The sequence below is a fragment of the Streptomyces sp. NPDC018693 genome (genome assembly GCF_044391385.1).
In the GTDB taxonomy this organism is placed as follows: Bacteria; Actinomycetota; Actinomycetes; order Streptomycetales; family Streptomycetaceae; genus Streptomyces.
Window position 1 is genome coordinate 1 of the sequence record NZ_JBIRZZ010000019.1, and the last position, 20,007, is coordinate 20,007.

Here is a 20,007-nt window from a genome sequence, read left to right on the forward strand (position 1 = left end):
GCCCGGTTACATTCCGAACCCGGAAGCTAAGCCTCACAGCGCCGATGGTACTGCAGGGGGGACCCTGTGGGAGAGTAGGACGCCGCCGAACAATTCTTCAAAGGGTGGAACCCGAACTTCGGTTCAGGGTTCCACCCTTTTTTGTTTTCCGTAATCTCGAGTTCACGTTCCGCGGTCAGCATCACGGCATGGGTACTGCCGCACTGCTCAGGGCCGCAGGGGTCGGGCTCGGTGACGAGGTCATCGTGCCGGCCTTCGGGAATGTGGAGATTGCCGAGGCGGTGACTGTCGTGGGTGCGCTGCCGGTGTTCGCCGATATCGATCCGGTGACCTACTGCCTCGACCCCGCTGCCGTCGAAGCCGTCGTAACTGCGCAGACGGCGGGGGTGGTTGCCGTGCACCGCTTCGGGCGGCCGGCGGACGTCGCCACTCTGCACGAGGTCGGGCGGCGGTACGGGCTGTTGGTGCTGGAGCGGGCGGAGTGTGACGCGTCGTACGACGAGGTCGCGGGGCGGCGGGAGCGGGCCGGTTATCTGGACGCGCGGTTGCGTGGAGTGCGGCCGCCGGAAGGCGGGGACGGGCACACCTATCAGCAGTACGTGGTGCGGGTGCCGGGCAATGGGCGGCCGGATCGGGATGCCTTCGCACGGGCCTTGCGAGCCAGGGGAGTTGACTGTCGGGTGCCGGTGAAGACGCCGGTGCACCGGCTGCCCGAGTTCCGCCGGGCTGTGTCGCTGCCGGAGACGGAGCTGGCCGTGGACGAGACGCTCTCGCTGCCCGTGGACAGGTCGCTGACGAAGCGGGACATGCGGCGAATAGTGGCAGCCTGCAACACGCTCGGCGGGCTGCTCCAGCCGGCCCTCTGAACGAGTTTGGGAGTTCGGGTTTGTTCGGGGTATGATCTATTCCGTTGCCGCGAGGGAAACCTCGAAAAGTGACAAGCCCCTATAGCTCAGTCGGCAGAGCGTCTCCATGGTAAGGAGAAGGTCAACGGTTCGATTCCGTTTGGGGGCTCAGAGAAGAAGTCCATGAGAAAGCCCCCGCCCTTTCGGGCGGGGGCTTTCTCATGCTTCCCTCTCAGGCCACTCGCATCGCCAGGATCGCCATGTCGTCGGACGGGGCGTCCGAGGCGAAGCGCTCCACGGCGCGCATGATGCGGGCGGCCACCGCCCCCGCCGTAAGCCCCGTGCAGGTCGTCAGGACGTCGGCGAGGCCGTCGTCGCCCAGCATGCGGCTGCCCTCGCGGCGCTCGGTGACGCCGTCCGTGACGCAGAGGAGGACATCGCCCGGATCCAGGGTGATCGTCTGCTCGTAGAGTTCCAGGTCCTCCATCACGCCCAGCAGGGGCTGGGGTTCGGCGGCGGCCTCGACCGTGCCGTCCTGGCGCAGGCGCAGCGGGAGCGGGTGGCCGGCGCAGACCACCTTCAGTTCGGCGCTTCCGTCGTCCTGCGGGCGGAGTTCGCCGTAGAGCAGGGTCAGGAAGCGGCTGCGGGCGCCCTCGTCGAGGATCGCGGAGTTCAGGCGCTCCAGGACGGCGGGGCCGCTGAGGCCCTCCCGGGCCAGCAGGCGTAGGGCGTGGCGGGCCAGGCCCGTCACCGCGGCCGCGTTCGGGCCGGTGCCGCAGACGTCGCCGATGGCGAAGCCGTAGGCGCCGTCGCTGATCGGGAAGAGGTCGTAGAAGTCGCCGCCGACCTCGTTGCCCTCGCCGGCCGCGCGGTAGATGACCTCGACCTCGACGCCGTCGATCTCCGGCAGCTCCGGAGGGAGCAGGCTGCGCTGGAGGGACTGGCTGATCGCGGTGCGCTCCGAGTAGAGGCGGGCGTTGTCCAGGGCGAGGGCCGCCCGGCGGGAGAGGTCCTCGGCCAGTTCCAGGATCTCCTGGCGGAAGTGTTCGTCGGTGGGCTTGCCGAGCGTCAGCATGCCGATGACGCGGTTGCGGGCGACCAGTGGCAGGACGACGGTCTCGCCGCCGACCGCGGAGGCGGTGGCGAGGGTCGGCCCGATGCCCGAGGTGATCCGGTGGCTCGGGCCGCCGTTCAGTCCGAGGCTGCGCATCGAGCTGCGCAGGGCGGCGTCGTGCGCGGCCTCGCCGGGGGCCGGCCAGACCCGGGCGCCGGGGGTGGGGACCGGGTCGGGCGGGGGGATCTTCGAGAGCAACGACTTGATGCCGTCGATGAGTTCCTCGTCCTCGTGCAGGACGTACGACAGGTAGGGCTCGGACGCCTGGTCGGCGATCGTGTAGACGGCGCACCAGGTGGCCAGGGTGGGGACGGTCATCTGGGCCATCAGGGCCAGGGTCTGGTCGCGGTCGAGGGTGCCGGCGAGGAGGTCGGACGCCTCGACCAGGAAGCTGAGCGAGCCGCGGCGCAGGCGCTCCAGTTCGCCGAGGCGGGCCGACTCCACCGCCAGGGCGATGCGGTCGGCCGCGAACTGCAGGCGCAGCGCCTCCTCGTTGGAGTAGCGGCCGGGGGACTCGGCCGCCACGCCGAGGGAACCGGTGAGGCGGCCCTCCACCTTGAGCGGGACGGTGACGACCGAGCGCATGCCCGTGCCGTTGAGGAGGGGTACGGCGCCGGGTACGGCGAGCAGGTCCTCGTGGACGGCGGGCATGCGAGCAGAGCCGTAGCGGCCGGGGCCCGCTTCGACGGGCACGCGCGCGAAGCGCTGCCGGGCGGAGGGCAGGCCGGTGGAGGCGCGGACCTCCAACTCCGTTTCGTCGTCGGTCGCGAGGAGTAGGAAGGCGGAGTCGGCGTCGAGCATGTCGCGGGCGCGTTCGACCGTGCGCTGGAGGAGGCCGTCGAGGTCGTCCGGGGCGGGGGAGCCGATGAAGACCTCGAAGGGGTCGGTGCTCTGGCCGTCGGACGCGGGCGCCGGGTCGGAGGACGGGATGCGGGACGGGGTCTGCAGGACGGCCCGTTCGTGGTCGCGGACCAGGAGGCAGACCGTGGAGGGTTCGCCTCCGGTGTCGCGGACGCGGAGGTGGGAGGCGTACACGGGAATGACGCGGCCGTTGGAGCCTCTGATGCCGTAGCTGCCCTCCCAGCGGGAGAGCCCGAGGGCCTCGGCGATGCCGGTGCTGGTTCCCGGGGTGTGCGGCCAGGCCGCGAGGTCGGTCAGGGGTTTGCCGGTGACCTGGTCGGCCGGGTAGCCGAAGAGCTCCTCGGCGTCCTCGTTCCACGCCGAGATGGCGCCCGTGCGGTCGATCTGGACGACCGCGACGCGGACGCGGCCGTCGGCGAGCGGGAGGAGGTCGGACGGGAGGGAGGGGCCTGCCGCGCGGGTGCCGACCGGGCGCTCGGGGAGGGCGAGCTGGAACCAGACGTTCTTGTGGGTGGGCGTGTACTCCACGCCCCAGCGGCCGGCGATCGCCGCGCACAGCTGGAGTCCGCGGCCGCCCTCGCGGTCGGGGCTGCCCATGTCCGAGGGGGAGCCCTGGAGGGGGATCTCGCGCTCGGGGTAGCGGTCGGAGACCTCGATACGGACGCCGTCCTCGCTGCGCAGGCACAGGACGTCCGCGTGGGTGCCGGCGTGCACGACCGCGTTCGTCACCAGTTCGCTCGTGAGGACGACGGCGTCGTCGACGATATCGGCGAAACCCCAGCCCTGGAGGGTGTCGCGGACGAAGGAGCGGGCGGTCGCGACCGATCGCCCTACGGGCTCGAAACTGGCAGCCGCGCGCGCGGTGATCACAGAACTCCTCGGCCGGTCGTCGACGTGCTGGACTCCGTGGCTGTCCGGGGCGCGCCGCTGGTGGGGCGGGCGTGCTCCGGTCGGCCGGGGGTCCGGGGGCTGTCCCCCGGGGATCAGTCCGGTGGTCATGTCTGCGGCCGCCCCTCCGATGCCCGCTCGTGCTCGTGCCACCGCCCAGGCCGGTCGGACCGGCGCGGCTGGACAGCCGCATGCAAGGTTACTTACCTTCCCGGTCCGAGCGGATGCCGGTCAGCAGTGTTTCCGCCCGGTGGTGTGCGGACGATGTGCGAAGCTGCCGAACTGTTATGGCCTGGTTCGGTGAGGGTGAAACACTGGGCAAGCTTCTTGTGAAGGTCCGGGCGGACCGGATGTCGTCCGGGTGCGGGGGGCAGCAGCCTTCGCACGGGGCTGCTTACATCGGGCAGGAATACGCAGCAGTAACAGCAGTAACTGGAACGGCGAGCAGTAGCACCGGGCACAGCAGTAACGGTCGACCCCTGCGGGAGGGACACAGTGGAGTCTGGCGCAGCGACGCGGAGCACTAAGGCGCGCGCGAAAGGCGGACAGTCCCTGGGCAAGCAGCGAGCACCACGAGGCGGGACCACAACGGTGGACACGGCGGCCCTGAACCGTCTGCTGGCCGCCCTGCTGGCGATGCGGGACGGGAACTTCCGCAAGCGGCTCACGGTGTCCGGCGACGGCGTGATGTCCGAGATCGCGGCGGTCTTCAACGAGGTCGCCGACCGCAATCTGCATCTGACGGGCGAGCTGTCGCGGGTGCGGCGGGTCGTGGGTCGTGAGGGAAAGCTCACGGAACGGCTGGAGACGGGTGCCTGTGAGGGTTCCTGGGCGGCCGCCATCGACCACTCCAACGCGCTGGTCGACGATCTCGTACGGCCCGTCTCCGAGGTCGGCCGGGTGCTGTCGGCGGTGGCCGACGGTGATCTGTCGCCGCGAATGGAACTGCGGGCGCACACGCCGGAAGGGGCCGGGCATCCGCTGCGCGGGGAGTTCCTGAAGGTCGGGCGGACGGTGAACAACCTTGTCGATCAGCTGTCGACGTTCACCGACGAGGTCACGCGCGTGGCCGTCGAGGTCGGCACCGAGGGCAAGCTGGGCGGGCAGGCCCAGGTGCGCGGTATGTCGGGTTCGTGGAAGGACCTCACGGAGTCCGTCAACACCATGGCGTACCGGTTGACCGCCCAGGTGCGGGACATCGCGCTGGTGACGACGGCGGTCGCCAAGGGTGATCTGTCACGGAAGGTGACGGTTCATGTCGCCGGCGAGATGCTGGAGCTGAAGAACACCGTCAACACGATGGTCGACCAGCTCTCCGCCTTCTCGTCGGAGGTGACGCGGGTCGCCCGTGAGGTGGGCACCGAGGGCATCCTGGGCGGTCAGGCGCAGGTGCCGGGCGTCGACGGGGTGTGGAAGGAACTCACCGACTCGGTGAACACCATGGCCGGGAATCTGACGGCCCAGGTGCGCGGGATCGCCGAGGTGACCACCGCGGTGGCCAACGGCGATCTGTCGCGGAAGGTGACCGTGCAGGCGCGCGGCGAGGTCGCGCAGCTCGCCGAGACGATCAACCAAATGACCGAGACGCTGCGGATCTTCGCCGACGAGGTCACGCGCGTGGCCAACGAGGTGGGCGCGGAGGGGCGGCTCGGCGGGCAGGCCAATGTGCCGGGCGCCGCGGGGACGTGGAAGGACCTGACGGACTCCGTCAACACCGTGTTCCGTAATCTCACCACCCAGGTGAGGGACATCGCCGCGGTGACGACGGCGGTGGCCAACGGTGATCTGTCGCAGAAGGTCACGGTGGATGTGGCCGGCGAGATGCTGGAACTGAAGAACACCGTCAACGGGATGGTGGACCAGCTGTCGGCCTTCGGTGCCGAGGTCACGCGCGTGGCGCGGGAGGTCGGTGTCGAGGGCGAGCTGGGCGGTCAGGCGCAGGTGCCGGGCGCGGCCGGTACTTGGAAGGATCTGACCGACTCCGTCAATACGGCGTTCCGCAACCTCACCGGACAGGTGAGGAACATCGCCCAGGTGACGACGGCAGTGGCCAACGGCGATCTGTCGCAGAAGGTCACCGTCGATGTGTCCGGCGAGATGCTCCAGCTGAAGAACACCGTGAACAGGATGGTGGACCAGCTGTCGAGCTTCGCCGACCAGGTGACCCGGATGGCCAGGGACGTGGGCACGGAGGGCCGGCTGGGCGGTCAGGCGCGCGTGGACGGAGTGTCGGGCACCTGGAAGGAGCTCACCGATTCCGTCAACTCGATGGCCGGGAACCTCACCTCGCAGGTGAGGAACATCGCCCAGGTGACGACGGCCGTGGCCCGTGGTGATCTGTCGCAGAAGATCGACGTCGACGCGCGCGGGGAGATCCTGGAGCTGAAGAACACCATCAACACGATGGTCGACCAGCTCTCCGCCTTCGCCGACCAGGTGACCCGGGTCGCGCGTGAGGTGGGCACCGACGGGCGCCTCGGCGGTCAGGCGCAGGTGCCCGGCGTCGCCGGTGTCTGGCGGGACCTGACCGACTCCGTGAACGGCATGGCAGGAAACCTCACTGCCCAGGTGCGCAACATCGCGCAGGTCGCCACGGCCGTGGCTCGCGGTGACCTGTCGCAGAAGATCACCGTGGACGCGCGCGGGGAGATCCTGGAGCTGAAGAACACCCTGAACACGATGGTCGACCAGCTGTCGTCGTTCGCGGAGCAGGTGACCCGGGTGGCCCGTGAGGTGGGCACCGAGGGCATCCTGGGCGGTCAGGCCGAGGTGCAGGGGGTCTCCGGCACCTGGAAGGACCTCACGCAGTCCGTGAACTTCATGGCGAACAACCTGACCATCCAGGTGCGCAACATCGCCGAGGTCACGACCGCGGTCGCGAAGGGCGACCTGTCGAAGAAGATCACCGTCGACGCCAAGGGCGAGATCCTGGAGCTCGTCACCACCGTCAACACGATGGTCGACCAGCTGTCGTCGTTCGCCGAGCAGGTGACGCGGGTCGCGCGTGAGGTGGGTACCGAGGGCATCCTGGGCGGTCAGGCGCATGTGCCCGGAGTGGTGGGCATCTGGAAGGACCTCAGCGACAACGTCAACCTGATGGCCAAGAACCTGACCATGCAGGTGCGCAACATCTCGCAGGTCGCGGCGGCCGTCGCCAACGGCGATCTGACACGGCAGGTGACGATCGAGGCGCGCGGTGAGGTCGCGCAGCTCGCCGACACCTTCAACACCATGGTCAAGACGCTGAGTTCGTTCGCCGAGCAGGTCACCAAGGTGGCCCGTGAGGTGGGCACGGACGGCATCCTGGGCGGTCAGGCGCATGTGCCGGGTGTGGCAGGCACCTGGAAGGACCTCACCGAGTCGGTGAACCAGATGGCGTCCAACCTGACCGGTCAGGTGCGCAACATCGCCATGGTGACCACCGCCATCGCCAAGGGCGACCTGACGAAGAAGATCGACATCGACGCCCGTGGCGAGATCCTCGAGCTGAAGACGACGATCAACACGATGGTCGACCAGCTGTCGTCCTTCGCGGAGGAGGTCACCCGGGTCGCCCGCGAGGTGGGCACCGAAGGCCAGCTGGGCGGTCAGGCACGCGTGCGTGACGTCGACGGGACCTGGCGCGACCTGACCGAGTCCGTGAACGAAATGGCGGGAAACCTCACCCGGCAGGTGCGCGCCATCGCGCGCGTGGCGACCGCGGTGACCCGTGGCGACCTCAACCTGAAGATCGACGTCGACGCCTCCGGCGAGATCCAGGAACTGCAGGACTACATCAACAAGATGATCGCCAACCTGCGCGACACCACGATCGCCAACAATGAGCAGGACTGGCTGAAGGGCAACCTCGCGCGCGTGTCGGCGCTGATGCAGGGCCGGCGCGACCTGGTGGACGTGGCCTCGCTGATCATGAGTGAGCTGCCGCCCCTGGTGGCCGCGCAGCACGGCGCGTTCTTCCTCGCGATGCCGTCGGCCGACGAGGAGGGCGAGCAGTACGAGCTGCGGATGCTGGGCTCGTACGGCTACTCGTCGGGCTCCATGCCGACATCCTTCCGGCCGGGTGAGGCGCTGGTCGGGACGGCCGCGCAGGAGAAGCGCACGATCCTCGTGGCCGACGCGCCGACCGGTTATCTGAAGATCTCCTCCGGGCTCGGGGAGGCCCCGCCCGCGCAGGTGATCGTCCTTCCGGTGCTGTTCGAGGGCAAGGTGCTCGGTGTGATCGAGCTGGCGTCCTTCACGCCGTTCACGCAGATCCACAAGGACTTCCTCAACCAGATCGCCGAGATGATCGCGACCAGCGTCAACACCATCTCCGTCAACACCAAGACGGAGCAACTGCTGAAGCAGTCGCAGGAGCTGACCGAGCAGCTGCGGGAGCGGTCGGCCGAGTTGGAGCAGCGGCAGAAGGCGCTGCAGGCGTCCAACGCCGAGCTGGAGGAGAAGGCCGAGCTGCTGGCCCGGCAGAACCGCGACATCGAGGTGAAGAACACCGAGATCGAGGAGGCGCGGCAGGTCCTGGAGGAGCGTGCCGAGCAACTGGCCGTGTCGATGCGCTACAAGAGCGAGTTCCTCGCCAACATGTCGCACGAGCTGCGCACGCCGCTCAACTCGCTGCTGATCCTGGCCAAGCTGCTCGCCGACAACGCCGAGGGCAATCTGTCGCCGAAGCAGGTCGAGTTCGCCGAGACCATCCACGGTGCCGGCTCCGACCTGCTCCAGCTGATCAACGACATTCTGGACCTGTCGAAGGTCGAGGCGGGCAAGATGGACGTCTCCCCGACGCGTATCGCGCTCGTCCAGCTCGTCGACTACGTCGAGGCCACGTTCCGGCCGCTGACCGCGGAGAAGGGCCTGGACCTGTCCGTACGGGTCTCGCCGGAGCTGCCCGCCACCCTGCACACCGACGAGCAGCGGCTGCTGCAGGTGCTGCGCAACCTGCTGTCCAACGCGGTGAAGTTCACCGACTCCGGGTCGGTGGAGCTGGTCATCCGGCCGGCCGGCGCGGATGTGCCGCAGTCGATCCGGGAGCAGTTGCTGGAGGCCGGTTCGCTGAGCGATCCGGACGCGCAGATGATCGCGTTCTCGGTGACCGACACCGGGATCGGGATCGCGGCGAGCAAGATGCGGGTGATCTTCGAGGCGTTCAAGCAGGCGGATGGCACGACCAGCCGCAAGTACGGCGGTACGGGCCTCGGGCTGTCCATCTCGCGGGAGATCGCACAGCTGCTCGGCGGCGAGATCCACGCGCAGAGCGAGCCCGGCCGTGGCTCCACCTTCACGCTGTATCTGCCGCTGCACCCGAGCGAGCTGCCGCCGCAGGGCTACCAGCAGAACCTGCCCGCCCTGGAGGCCGGCGACCTGCTGGCGTCGGAGAACGGGGCCGGCGGCGGTCCGGTGGAGCTGGCCGGTGCGCAGATCGAGACGCCGGCCGAGGTGAAGTCGTACCAGGAGACGCAGAACGGTGCGGCCGCCCTCTTCCGGCGGCGGCGCCGTTCCGCGGCCGGGTCCGAGCAGCGGGAGCAGTGGGGGGCCGCCGAGCAGGACAGCGTGTCGCACGCGCGCGTGGGCATTCGCTTCAGCGGCGAGAAGGTCCTCATCGTCGACGACGACATCCGCAACGTGTTCGCGCTGACGAGCGTCCTGGAGCAGCACGGGCTGTCCGTGCTGTACGCGGAGAACGGTCGTGAGGGCATCGAGGTCCTGGAGCAGCACGACGACGTTGCGGTCGTCCTGATGGACATCATGATGCCGGAGATGGACGGGTACGCGACGACCACGGCGATCCGCAGGATGCCGCAGTTCTCGGGGCTGCCGATCGTCGCGCTGACGGCCAAGGCGATGAAGGGCGACCGGGAGAAGGCGATCGAGTCGGGTGCCTCCGACTACGTGACGAAGCCGGTCGACCCCGATCACCTGCTGTCGGTGATGCGGCAGTGGATGCGGGAGCGCTGACGGGCGTGTTCCTGGGGCGGCCGGAGGGGCGCGAACCTCCGGCGCCCACCAGGAGGCCCTGACCGACCGCGGCCGACGCCGTGTAGAGGCGCGGGATTCGGGGAACCTTCTGGTCTCCCACCGCGTTCCTGCTATGTGCACAGTGACATCGCGGTGACAGGGTGTGGCGGCGGTCGGGGTGCGGCTACCATGACCGGCACAAGGAAGGGCGGCGCAAAGGAGTCGTCCCCAGGGGCGGCGCCCGGTGCACTGCCGGGGCGAGGAGGGCGGGCCATGGTACAGAAGGCCAAGATCCTCCTGGTCGATGACCGGCCGGAGAATCTGCTGGCGCTGGAGGCGATCCTCTCGGCGCTCGATCAGACGCTGGTGCGGGCATCGTCCGGGGAAGAGGCGCTCAAAGCACTGCTGACGGACGATTTCGCGGTCATCCTGCTGGACGTCCAGATGCCGGGAATGGACGGTTTCGAGACGGCTGCACACATCAAACGGCGGGAGCGCACCAGGGACATCCCGATCATCTTCCTCACGGCGATCAACCACGGCCCGCATCACACCTTCCGGGGATACGCGGCGGGAGCGGTCGACTACATCTCCAAGCCGTTCGACCCGTGGGTGCTGCGCGCCAAGGTCTCGGTTTTCGTCGAGCTGTACATGAAGAACTGCCAGCTGCGTGAGCAGGCGGCGCTGCTGCGGCTCCAGTTGGAGGGCGGTGGCGGCAAGTCCGCGGCCGGCGGCGCCAAGGAGCCGGCCGGGCTGCTCGCGGAGCTGTCCGCGCGGCTCGCCGCGGTCGAGGAGCAGGCCGAGGCGCTGTCCAAGCAACTGGACGACGAGTCGGCGGACGCGGCGGCGGTGGCCACGGCCGCCCATCTGGAGCGCAAGCTCACCGGCCTGCGACGGGCGCTGGACGCCCTGGAGCCGGGCACGGGCAGCGGGGCGCCCTCGGTACCGTCGCAGAACTGACGTGTGCGGCGGACCTGTTGGGGCCGAGCGCGGACGTCGTGGCGTATGAGCGTGCGTCAGTCGGGCGCCCCGGCAAGGGCGACACGAACGGGTGAAGCAGTGGGCACACGTGTCCGCTGTCGTCTCCACCGGTAACCTCACACCTATGGCCTCACGTCCCTCCGCAGCCAAGAAGCCCGCGAAGAAGGCGGCCGCTCCGGCGAAGGCTCCGAAGGCTCCGGGGAAGAAGGCCGCTGCGAAAAAGGCCCCGGCGAAGAAGGCGCCCGCCAAGAAAGCCGCGGCCAAGAAGCCCGCGCCCAAACCGGCACCGAACCCCACCGGGGGCGTCTACCGGCTGGTGCGCGCTCTCTGGCTGGGCCTGGCGCACGCCGTGGGCGCGGTGTTCCGCGGCATAGGAAACGGCGCCAAGAACCTCGACCCGGCCCACCGCAAGGACGGCGTCGCGCTGCTGCTGTTCGGTGTCGCGCTGATCGTCGCCGCCGGCACCTGGGCCGATCTGAAGGGCCCGGTCGGCGATCTCGTCGAGATCCTGGTGACCGGCTCCTTCGGCCGTCTCGACCTGCTGGTGCCGATCCTGTTCGCGGCGATCGCCGTGCGGTTGATCCGGCACCCGGAGAAGCCCGAGGCCAACGGCCGGATCGTGATCGGTCTGTCGGCACTGGTCATCGGGGTGCTCGGCCAGATCCACCTCGCCTGCGGCTCGCCGGCCCGCAGCGCCGGGATGCAGGCCATAAGGGACGCGGGCGGGCTCATCGGCTGGGCCGCGGCGACCCCGCTGACGTTCGCCATGACGGCGGTGCTCGCCGTACCGCTGCTGGTGCTGCTGACGATCTTCGGGCTGCTGGTCGTCACCGCCACCCCGGTGAACGCGATCCCCGAGCGGCTGCGGCAGCTCGGGGTGCGGTTGGGTGTCGTACACGATCCCGAGGCGGACACCTACGACGAGTACTCCGACGACGACGCGCGCTACGAGGAGCAGTGGCGCGAGGCGCTGCCCGCGCGCTCCCGCAGGCGCTCGGGCGCCCCGCAGGAGTTCGACCCCGAAAGCGCCGAGGAGGAGGCGCTCTCGCGGCGCCGCGGCCGTCCGAGGCGTTCCGCGGTGCCGCAGCCCGCGATGGACCGCCGGATGGACGCCGTGGACATCGCCGCGGCCGCCGCCGCGGACCTCGACGGCGCCGTCCTGCACGGCATGCCGCCCTCGCCGATCGTCGCCGACCTCACCCAGGGCGTGAGTGTGGGCGACCGTGAGCCGACCACGCCGACGCCCGTGCCGAGCCCGGCCGCGCGGCCCAGGCAGGCCAAGCCCAGGGCCGGAGCGGTCCCCGACCTGACCAAGGCCCCGCCGGAGGCCCCCCGCGATCTGCCGCCGCGTGCCGAGCAGTTGCAGCTGTCCGGTGACATCACGTACGCGCTGCCCTCGCTCGACCTGCTCACGCGCGGGGGCCCCGGCAAGGCGCGCAGCGCGGCCAACGACGCCGTGGTCGCCTCGCTGACGAACGTCTTCACCGAGTTCAAGGTCGACGCCGCCGTCACCGGCTTCACCCGCGGGCCGACGGTCACGCGCTACGAGGTGGAGCTCGGCCCCGCCGTGAAGGTCGAGCGGATCACCGCGCTGACGAAGAACATCGCCTACGCAGTCGCCAGCCCGGACGTACGGATCATCAGCCCGATCCCCGGCAAGTCGGCGGTCGGTATCGAGATCCCGAACACCGACCGGGAGATGGTCAACCTCGGTGACGTGCTGCGCCTCGCGGAGTCCGCGGAGGACGACGACCCGATGCTGGTCGCCTTCGGCAAGGACGTCGAGGGCGGCTATGTCATGCACTCGCTGGCGAAGATGCCGCACATGCTGGTCGCCGGCGCCACCGGCTCCGGCAAGTCGTCCTGCATCAACTGTCTGATCACCTCGATCATGATGCGGGCGACCCCGGAGGACGTCCGGATGATCCTGGTCGACCCCAAGCGCGTCGAGCTGACCGCCTACGAGGGCGTCCCGCACCTGATCACGCCGATCATCACCAACCCGAAGCGGGCCGCCGAGGCGCTCCAGTGGGTCGTACGCGAGATGGACCTCAGGTATGACGACCTGGCCGCCTATGGGTACCGGCACATCGACGACTTCAACCGCGCGGTGCGTGAGGGGACCGTCAAGCCGCCCGAGGGCAGTGAGCGGGAGCTGCAGCCGTACCCGTATCTGCTGGTGATCGTCGATGAGCTGGCCGACCTGATGATGGTCGCGCCCAGGGACGTCGAGGACGCCATCGTGCGCATCACGCAGCTCGCGCGCGCGGCCGGCATCCATCTGGTGCTCGCCACGCAGCGGCCGTCGGTCGACGTCGTCACCGGCCTGATCAAGGCGAACGTGCCCTCGCGGCTCGCCTTCGCCACCTCCTCACTGGCGGACTCCCGGGTCATCCTCGACCAGCCCGGCGCCGAGAAGCTCATCGGCAAGGGCGACGGGCTGTTCCTGCCGATGGGCGCCAACAAGCCGACCCGTATGCAGGGCGCGTTCGTCACCGAGGCCGAGGTCGCGGCGGTCGTCCAGCACTGCAAGGACCAGATGGCGCCGGTCTTCCGGGACGACGTCACCGTAGGGACCAAGCAGAAGAAGGAGATCGACGAGGACATCGGGGACGACCTCGACCTGCTGTGCCAGGCGGCCGAGCTGGTGGTCTCCACGCAGTTCGGGTCGACGTCCATGCTGCAGCGCAAGCTGCGGGTGGGCTTCGCCAAGGCGGGGCGGCTGATGGACCTGATGGAGTCGCGGAACATCGTCGGACCGAGCGAGGGTTCGAAGGCGCGTGATGTTCTGGTGAAACCGGACGAGTTGGACGGTGTGCTGGCCGTGATCCGTGGGGAGTCGGAAGGGTAGAGGCGTCACCGCGGCAGACGGGCGTTCGTGACTCACCCGTTAGAGAACACAGGGCAACCGTTTCCCTTTGACGCACGTCAAGTTGAGCGAGAGGTCAGGTTCGGGTCTCATTCTGGGGTCCATACCTGGCCAGCCGTCGGCGTGACCGGCCATTCCGATGGCGTACAAAGTCCTACCGCCCGGTTGCCCCACCCTTTCGTACCCCCCCTAGACTGAACCTCCAGCACAGGTGGCTACACGCTCGAAAGGCGCCCCCGTGTCCATCGGCAACTCCCCTGAAGACGAGCGTCCGTTCGAAGACGCGTCCGAGGAAGCCCGCCCCTCCATCGGCCGTGCGCTGCGCCAGGCGCGCATCGCGGCCGGGCTGACCGTCGACGACGTCAGTACTGCCACCCGTGTCCGCATCGCCATCATCCGCGCGATCGAGGCGGACGACTTCGCGCCCTGCGGGGGCGACGTCTACGCGCGCGGGCACATCCGGACCCTGGCCAGGGCCGTCCGCATCGACCCCGCGCCGCTGATCGAGCAGTTCGACGCCACCCACGGCGGCCGTCCCGCGCCCACCCCGGCCGCACCCCTGTTCGAGGCGGAGCGCATCCGGCCCGAGCGGCGCGGGCCGAACTGGACGGCGGCCATGGTCGCCGCGATCGTCGCGGTGATCGGCTTCGTCGCCTTCACCGCCTTCAAGGGCGGCGACGACGGCACGAAGGACCCGGTAGCCGGGGGCGGCACCACGCCCGAGGCGAGCGCCTCCGCCTCGCCCACGCCGAAGACCGAGAAGCCCGCCGAACAGAAGCCCGAGCCCTCCGACAGCGCCATCGCCGCCGCGCCCCAGGACAAGGTGACCGTCCAGGTCAGCGCCACCGACGGGCGCAGCTGGATCTCCGCCAAGGACCACAACGGCCGGCTGCTGTTCGACGGACTGCTCAAGAAGGGCGAGTCCAAGACCTTCCAGGACAGCCAGAAGATCAATCTCGTGCTCGGCGACGCCGGCATGATCGACCTCTATGTCAACGGCAAGAAGATCGAGGAGGACTGGCAGCCGCGCACGGTGGAGCGCCTGACGTACACGAAGGGCGACCCGCAGGTCGGCTGACGCATACGGACGTTCGTGCGGGGTTGGCCAAGATCGCCAACCCCGTCGACGTTCGGTGTCGGTGGGACAAAGTACTCTTGAGCCCATGCCTGAACGCCGTACCGTCGCACTCGTCACCCTTGGCTGCGCCCGTAACGAGGTGGACTCGGAGGAGCTCGCAGGCCGTTTGGAGGCGGACGGCTGGCAGCTCGTGGAGAACGCCGAGGACGCCGACGTCGCCGTCGTGAACACCTGTGGCTTCGTCGAGGCCGCCAAGAAGGACTCCGTCGACGCCCTCCTGGAGGCCAACGACCTCAAGGACCACGGCAGAACCCAGGCCGTCGTGGCGGTCGGCTGCATGGCCGAGCGGTACGGCAAGGAGCTCGCGGAGGCCCTCCCCGAGGCCGACGGCGTGCTCGGGTTCGACGACTACGCCGACATCTCCGACCGGCTCCAGACCATCCTGAGCGGCGGCATCCACGCCTCGCACACCCCGCGTGACCGGCGCAAGCTGCTGCCGATCAGCCCGGCCGAGCGGCAGTCGGCGAGCGAGGTGGCCCTTCCGGGCCACGGCGCACCGACCGACCTCCCGGAGGGCCTGGCCCCGCAGTCCGGCCCCCGTGCGCCCCTGCGCCGCCGGCTGGGCGGCGCCCCGGTCGCCTCCGTCAAGCTGGCCTCCGGCTGCGACCGGCGCTGCTCCTTCTGCGCCATCCCGTCCTTCCGGGGCTCTTTCATCTCTCGCCGCCCGAGCGACGTGCTCAACGAGACGCGCTGGCTGGCCGAGCAGGGCGTCAAGGAGATCATGCTGGTCTCCGAGAACAACACCTCCTACGGCAAGGACCTCGGCGACATCCGCCTGCTGGAGTCCCTGCTGCCCGAGCTGGCCGAGGTCGACGGCCTCGAGCGCGTGCGGGTCAGCTATCTGCAGCCGGCCGAAATGCGACCCGGCCTGATCGACGTGCTCACCTCCACCCCGAAGGTCGCGCCCTACTTCGACCTCTCCTTCCAGCACTCCGCGCCGGGTGTGCTGCGCGCGATGCGCCGCTTCGGCGACACCGACCGCTTCCTCGAACTGCTCGACACCGTTCGGAGCAAGGCACCCGAGGCGGGTGTGCGCTCCAACTTCATCGTCGGCTTCCCCGGCGAGTCCGAGGCCGACCTGGCCGAGCTGGAGCGGTTCCTCAACCACGCGCGGCTGGATGCCATCGGCGTCTTCGGCTACTCCGACGAGGAGGGCACCGAGGCGGCGACCTACGACAACAAGCTGGACGAGGACGTCGTCGCCGAGCGCCTCGCGCACATCTCGCGGCTGGCCGAGGAACTGGTCTCGCAGCGCGCCGAGGAGCGCCTCGGGGAGACCGTGCACGTGCTGGTGGAGTCGGTCGACGACGAGGACGGTGTGTACGGCCGGGGTGCGCACCAGGCGCCGGAGACGGACGGCCAAGTGCTCCTCACGAGCGGCGAGGGGCTGAGCGTCGGCCGTATGGTCGAGGCGAAGGTGGTCGGCACGGAGGGTGTCGACCTGGTGGCCGAGCCCCTGCCGGGCTCGGGCGGGTCCGGTCAGGAGGCGGGCAGATGACGGGTGTACCGGCATCGGCCGCGGGCGGCTCCTCGCACGCCCGTCAGTCGTCGCCCCCCGCCGGTGACGGCCAGGACGGTGCCACCCGGTCGGCCCGGGGCGGAAAGCTGGCGGCCGCCGCCGTCAACCAGGCCAGTGTCTGGAACATCGCCAATCTGCTGACCATGCTGCGGCTGCTCCTGGTGCCCGCCTTCGTCGCGCTGATGCTGGCCGAGGGCGGATACGACCCGGCGTGGCGCGCGTTCGCCTGGGCGGCCTTCGCCATCGCGATGATCACCGACCTGTTCGACGGGCATCTGGCGCGGACGTACAACCTGGTCACTGACTTCGGGAAGATCGCCGACCCCATCGCTGACAAGGCGATCATGGGCGCGGCGCTGATCTGTCTCTCCGCGCTCGGCGATCTGCCCTGGTGGGTGACGATCGTGATCCTCGGCCGGGAACTCGGAGTGACGCTCCTGCGTTTCTGGGTCATCCGGTACGGAGTGATCCCGGCGAGCCGGGGCGGCAAGCTCAAGACGCTCACCCAGGGTGTGGCCGTGGGGATGTACATCCTGGCGCTGACGGGGTGGCTGGCGACTCTGAGGTTCTGGGTGATGGGTGCGGCGGTCGTCCTGACGGTGGTGAGCGGCCTCGACTATGTGAGACAGGCCATTGTGCTGCGCAGGCGTGGAATCACCGAGGGCAAGGCAGTGGTGGAGGAGACGGAAGCGTGAGTTCCATGGCCGCCGACGTGGTGAGACTACTCACGGTCAGGGGCGAGAGCCTCGCTGTGGCCGAGTCCCTGACCGGTGGCCTGGTGGCGGCGGAGATCACCTCGGTGCCGGGGGCGTCCAAGGCGTTCCGGGGGTCGGTGACCGCCTATGCCACCGAGCTGAAGCACGCGGTGCTCGGCGTCGACGCCGAGCTGCTGGCCGCGCGTGGTGCGGTGGATCCGCAGGTCGCGGCCCAGATGGCGGCCGGGGCGCGCAAGGCGCTGGGTGCGGACTGGGGGATCGCGACGACCGGGGTGGCCGGCCCCGAGCCGCAGGACGGTCAGCCCGTCGGGACGGTTTTCGTGGCCGTGGACGGGCCGTTCGGCCCTGGCTCCGGTTCCGCCCCTGGCGGAAAAGTGGAGGCCCTGCGGTTGAACGGCGACCGCGCGGAAATCCGTAGAGAGAGTGTACGGAGCGTACTCGCCCTGCTCCTGAGGGAGCTTGCGGGCGAACTCACCGGGAATGAGCGGGCACAGGATACGGAACAGAACGGGGGGTTTTGATGTTTGCAGCCCTGAGTGAACACGACATCGCTCCCCGCACGGCCGCGGCGCGAGGCGGTACGGTGGGGCGAGAAGGATGCGGCTACGCGGTCCGAGGAGGGAGCCACCGATGATTCTGCTCCGTCGCCTGCTGGGTGACGTGCTGCGTCGGCAGCGCCAGCGCCAGGGCCGTACTCTGCGCGAAGTCTCCTCGTCCGCCCGAGTCTCGCTCGGCTATCTCTCCGAGGTGGAGCGGGGGCAGAAGGAGGCTTCCTCCGAGCTGCTCTCCGCCATCTGCGACGCGCTGGACGTACGGATGTCCGAGCTCATGCGGGAAGTGAGCGACGAGCTCGCCCTCGCGGAGCTGGCTCAGTCTGCAGCGGCCACCCCCAGCGAACCTGTGCCCACGTCGGTGCGTCCGATGCTGGGTTCCGTGTCGGTGACCGGCGTGCCACCGGAACGGGTGACCATCAAGGCGCCCAGCGAAGCGGTGGACGTGGTCGCCGCGTGAGCGTCTGAACCGACGCCGACAGGTGTGAGGCCCCGGCCGGGGCTGCTCCGGGTCTGACCCCGGGGGAGTCCGGTCGGGGCCTTCTTGCGTCCCTGAGTGGGTGTTCTCCTGTGCGTTTGCCGGTCTGTGGTGGGGCGGTCATCGTGGAGGGGCTGGCCAGTAGGAGGGAACGGTGACCGGGTGGGTCGGATAGCGCGGCGGGGGGTGACCGTGGGGCTCGGGGTCATGTGGTGGTGGGCCGTGGTGCGGCTCGCTGTGGCGCCCGGGGCCGGAGCGCTGGAGGGGGCGGTCGCGGCCGGGGGATGGGGACTGAGCCTGCTGCCGGTGCACTGCGTGCCGAAGGGGCGCGCCGTCGGGGCGCTCGCGGCGGGGCGGTGGCGGGTGGCCTGGGGCGGGGGGAGCGAGGGATCTACCAGGGCATCGCGACGCCGCCGTTCGGGCGGAGGATCTGACCTGTCGTGAACGCCGACGCGTCCGAGGCCAGGTGCAGGACGGCGTGGGCCACGTCCTGCGGGTCGCCGACCCGGCCGAGGGGGGAGCGGCGGGCCATGGAGGTCTCCGTGCGTGCCTGAGCCTCGGCATCATGGCGGTCGGTCATCGGGGTGCGGATCCAGCCCGGGGCGACGGCGTTGACGCGGATGCCGTGCGGGCCGGCCTCGGTCGCCAGGGTCTTCGTCAGCTGGACCACGGCCGCCTTGGCCGCCGAGTAGCAGAGCAGGCCGGGACCGCCCGTGTCGACGGCGCCGGACGCCATCGTGACGATGCTGCCGCGGGTGCCGTGCGCGATCATCAGGCGGGCCGCCTCCTGACACGCGTACAGCACGCCCTTGAAGTTGACGTCCAGCACCCGGTCCAGGTCCTCGTCCCGGGTCTCCAGGACGGGGCTGCGGTGCATGATCCCGGCGATCGCGGCCATCGCGTGGAGTTCGCCGCAGGACTCGACGGCCTGCCGCAGCCGGGCCCGGTCGGTGACGTCGATGACGTGGGTGCGGGCCGTGCCACCGTGCGCCTGGATCAGCTCCGCCGTCTCGCGCAGACCCCGCGCGTCATGGTCCGCGCCGTGCACGACGGCGCCCGCCTCGGCCAACAGTACGGCGCAGGCGCGGCCGATGCCGCCGGCGGCGCCGGTGACGAACACGGTGCGCCCGGTGAGGTCGTACGCCTTCAGGGCCATGGGTTCGACGGTACGAGGAAATCTGACGGGTCGTCAATTAGTGGTACGGGGGCGGCCGCGCGGTGCCTGCCAGGCGGGGGCCGGGCCGGTCTGGCAGGTCGGGCACCAGTACGTCGGACGGGCGCGGGAGCCGTCGCCCTGGTCGGCGGCGCGGATCGGGGTGCCGCAGCGCAGGCAGGGGCGGGGCGCGCGGCCGTAGACGAAGAGGTCCTGGCCGCGGCGGCCCGTGGTGCTGCGGACCGGGCGGTCGCGGTTGGACTCCAGCAGCCGTTGGGCGAGCGCGGGCAGCTTCGCGGCGCGGTCGGCGGGGAGTGTGCCGATGGGCAGCCAGGGGGTGGCGCCGAGCAGGAAGCACAGTTCGCTCTTGTAGATGTTGCCGATGCCGGCGAGGTTGCGCTGGTCGAGGAGGGCCTCGCCGAGGGGGCGGGCGGGGTCGGCGAGCAGGTTCGTGAGGGCCCGCTGCGGGTCCCAGTCCGGCCCCAGCAGGTCGGGGCCGAGGTGGCCGACTGCCCGGTCCTCGTCGGCGGTGCGCAGGAGGTCGAGGACGGTGAGGCGGTAGCCGACAGCTGTGCGGTCGGCGGTGCCGAGGATCGCGCGGATCTGGTGCCCGGGGCCGCCGCTCCAGCGCTGGTCGTGCGTGTAGACCTGCCATGCGCCGTCCATCATCAGGTGCGAGTGGAGGGTGAGGCCGCCCTCGACGCGGGTGAGCAGATGCTTGCCGCGCGGGGTGACGTCCAGGATCCTGCGGCCGGCGAGGTCGACGGTGGCGTACTTGGGCACCCGCAGGTCGGCGCGGGTCAGCACCTTCCCCGCGAGGGCGGTGTCCAGCCGTCTCGCGGCCTGCCAGACCGTGTCACCTTCGGGCATGAGTCAAGGGTGGCACGCCTGGTGAGGGATGCCTTCCGGGGGTGTCCGGTCGGGTGGCCGTGGGCGTCGGGG

Annotated in this window: 13 protein-coding genes, 1 tRNA gene and 1 rRNA gene; 12 read left to right on the forward strand and 3 right to left on the reverse strand. The window is 70.1% G+C overall.

The features are described 5' to 3' along the window. From rrf to ACH5AC_RS33195, 3 genes are all read left to right on the forward strand, one after another. Window positions 1-91: ribosomal RNA gene (rrf, locus tag ACH5AC_RS33185) — 5S ribosomal RNA — on the forward strand; the annotation flags it as partial. 97 nt (window positions 92-188) lie between these two features. Then, window positions 189-866: a DegT/DnrJ/EryC1/StrS family aminotransferase gene (locus ACH5AC_RS33190; protein WP_398866104.1), complete on the forward strand. Its 678-nt coding sequence runs from the start codon at window positions 189-191 to the stop codon at window positions 864-866. 75 nt (window positions 867-941) lie between these two features. Next, a tRNA-Thr gene (locus ACH5AC_RS33195) sits at window positions 942-1,014 on the forward strand. 63 nt (window positions 1,015-1,077) lie between these two features. Here the strand turns inward: ACH5AC_RS33195 and ACH5AC_RS33200 are convergent. Further along, window positions 1,078-3,819, reverse strand: coding sequence for a SpoIIE family protein phosphatase (locus ACH5AC_RS33200; protein ID WP_398865993.1), 2,742 nt, complete (start codon window positions 3,817-3,819; stop codon window positions 1,078-1,080). A 384-nt stretch (window positions 3,820-4,203) separates the two neighbouring features. On the opposite strand from ACH5AC_RS33200, the gene ACH5AC_RS33205 reads away from it, so the two are divergent. From ACH5AC_RS33205 to ACH5AC_RS33245, 9 genes are all read left to right on the forward strand, one after another. Further along, window positions 4,204-9,660, forward strand: coding sequence for a HAMP domain-containing protein (locus ACH5AC_RS33205; RefSeq protein ID WP_398865994.1), 5,457 nt, complete (start codon window positions 4,204-4,206; stop codon window positions 9,658-9,660). 273 nt (window positions 9,661-9,933) lie between these two features. Then, a complete protein-coding gene (locus tag ACH5AC_RS33210; RefSeq protein ID WP_398865995.1) occupies window positions 9,934-10,620 on the forward strand; it encodes a two-component system response regulator in 687 nt (228 codons plus the stop codon). A gap of 145 nt (window positions 10,621-10,765) precedes the next feature. Beyond that, window positions 10,766-13,492, forward strand: a complete 2,727-nt coding sequence (locus ACH5AC_RS33215) for a DNA translocase FtsK (RefSeq protein WP_398865996.1) — start codon at window positions 10,766-10,768, stop codon at window positions 13,490-13,492. 256 nt (window positions 13,493-13,748) lie between these two features. Beyond that, on the forward strand, window positions 13,749-14,588 hold the full coding sequence (locus ACH5AC_RS33220; protein WP_398865997.1) for a helix-turn-helix domain-containing protein: 840 nt from the start codon (window positions 13,749-13,751) through the stop codon (window positions 14,586-14,588). A gap of 85 nt (window positions 14,589-14,673) precedes the next feature. Further along, entirely contained in the window at window positions 14,674-16,146 is a 1,473-nt protein-coding gene (gene rimO / locus ACH5AC_RS33225) for a 30S ribosomal protein S12 methylthiotransferase RimO (RefSeq protein ID WP_398865999.1), read from the forward strand. Further along, a complete protein-coding gene (gene pgsA / locus ACH5AC_RS33230) occupies window positions 16,143-16,862 on the forward strand; it encodes a CDP-diacylglycerol--glycerol-3-phosphate 3-phosphatidyltransferase (RefSeq protein WP_398866000.1) in 720 nt (239 codons plus the stop codon). Before rimO ends, pgsA begins: the two co-directional genes overlap by 4 nt. Then, window positions 16,859-17,404 carry a CinA family protein gene (locus tag ACH5AC_RS33235; protein ID WP_398866001.1) on the forward strand — a complete coding sequence of 182 codons (546 nt, stop codon included), beginning with the start codon at window positions 16,859-16,861 and terminating at the stop codon, window positions 17,402-17,404. Before pgsA ends, ACH5AC_RS33235 begins: the two co-directional genes overlap by 4 nt. A gap of 109 nt (window positions 17,405-17,513) precedes the next feature. After that, complete coding sequence (locus tag ACH5AC_RS33240) at window positions 17,514-17,894, forward strand: helix-turn-helix domain-containing protein (protein ID WP_062700236.1); 381 nt, start codon at window positions 17,514-17,516, stop codon at window positions 17,892-17,894. 225 nt (window positions 17,895-18,119) lie between these two features. Then, window positions 18,120-18,356, forward strand: a complete 237-nt coding sequence (locus ACH5AC_RS33245; RefSeq protein ID WP_398866105.1) for a hypothetical protein — start codon at window positions 18,120-18,122, stop codon at window positions 18,354-18,356. Here the strand turns inward: ACH5AC_RS33245 and ACH5AC_RS33250 are convergent. Further along, entirely contained in the window at window positions 18,304-19,068 is a 765-nt protein-coding gene (locus ACH5AC_RS33250; protein WP_398866002.1) for an SDR family NAD(P)-dependent oxidoreductase, read from the reverse strand. The two genes, ACH5AC_RS33245 and ACH5AC_RS33250, sit on opposite strands and share 53 nt — an antisense overlap. Before the next feature lie 33 nt (window positions 19,069-19,101). Further along, the gene (locus tag ACH5AC_RS33255) at window positions 19,102-19,935 is read right to left on the reverse strand and encodes an Fpg/Nei family DNA glycosylase (RefSeq protein WP_398866003.1); all 834 of its coding nucleotides are present in this window, start codon (window positions 19,933-19,935) and stop codon (window positions 19,102-19,104) included. Window positions 19,936-20,007 lie beyond the last annotated feature (72 nt).

Bases quoted from the DNA above. Each gene is read 5' to 3' on its own strand.
- ACH5AC_RS33190 (WP_398866104.1), top strand. From the start codon at position 189: ATGGGTACTGCCGCACTGCTCAGGGCCGCAGGGGTCGGGCTCGGTGAC.
- ACH5AC_RS33200 (WP_398865993.1), bottom strand. From the start codon at position 3,819: ATGACCACCGGACTGATCCCCGGGGGACAGCCCCCGGACCCCCGGCCG.
- ACH5AC_RS33210 (WP_398865995.1), top strand. From the start codon at position 9,934: ATGGTACAGAAGGCCAAGATCCTCCTGGTCGATGACCGGCCGGAGAAT.
- ACH5AC_RS33215 (WP_398865996.1), top strand. From the start codon at position 10,766: ATGGCCTCACGTCCCTCCGCAGCCAAGAAGCCCGCGAAGAAGGCGGCC.
- rimO (WP_398865999.1), top strand. From the start codon at position 14,674: ATGCCTGAACGCCGTACCGTCGCACTCGTCACCCTTGGCTGCGCCCGT.
- pgsA (WP_398866000.1), top strand. From the start codon at position 16,143: ATGACGGGTGTACCGGCATCGGCCGCGGGCGGCTCCTCGCACGCCCGT.
- ACH5AC_RS33240 (WP_062700236.1), top strand. From the start codon at position 17,514: ATGATTCTGCTCCGTCGCCTGCTGGGTGACGTGCTGCGTCGGCAGCGC.
- ACH5AC_RS33245 (WP_398866105.1), top strand. From the start codon at position 18,120: ATGTGGTGGTGGGCCGTGGTGCGGCTCGCTGTGGCGCCCGGGGCCGGA.
- ACH5AC_RS33250 (WP_398866002.1), bottom strand. From the start codon at position 19,068: ATGGCCCTGAAGGCGTACGACCTCACCGGGCGCACCGTGTTCGTCACC.
- ACH5AC_RS33255 (WP_398866003.1), bottom strand. From the start codon at position 19,935: ATGCCCGAAGGTGACACGGTCTGGCAGGCCGCGAGACGGCTGGACACC.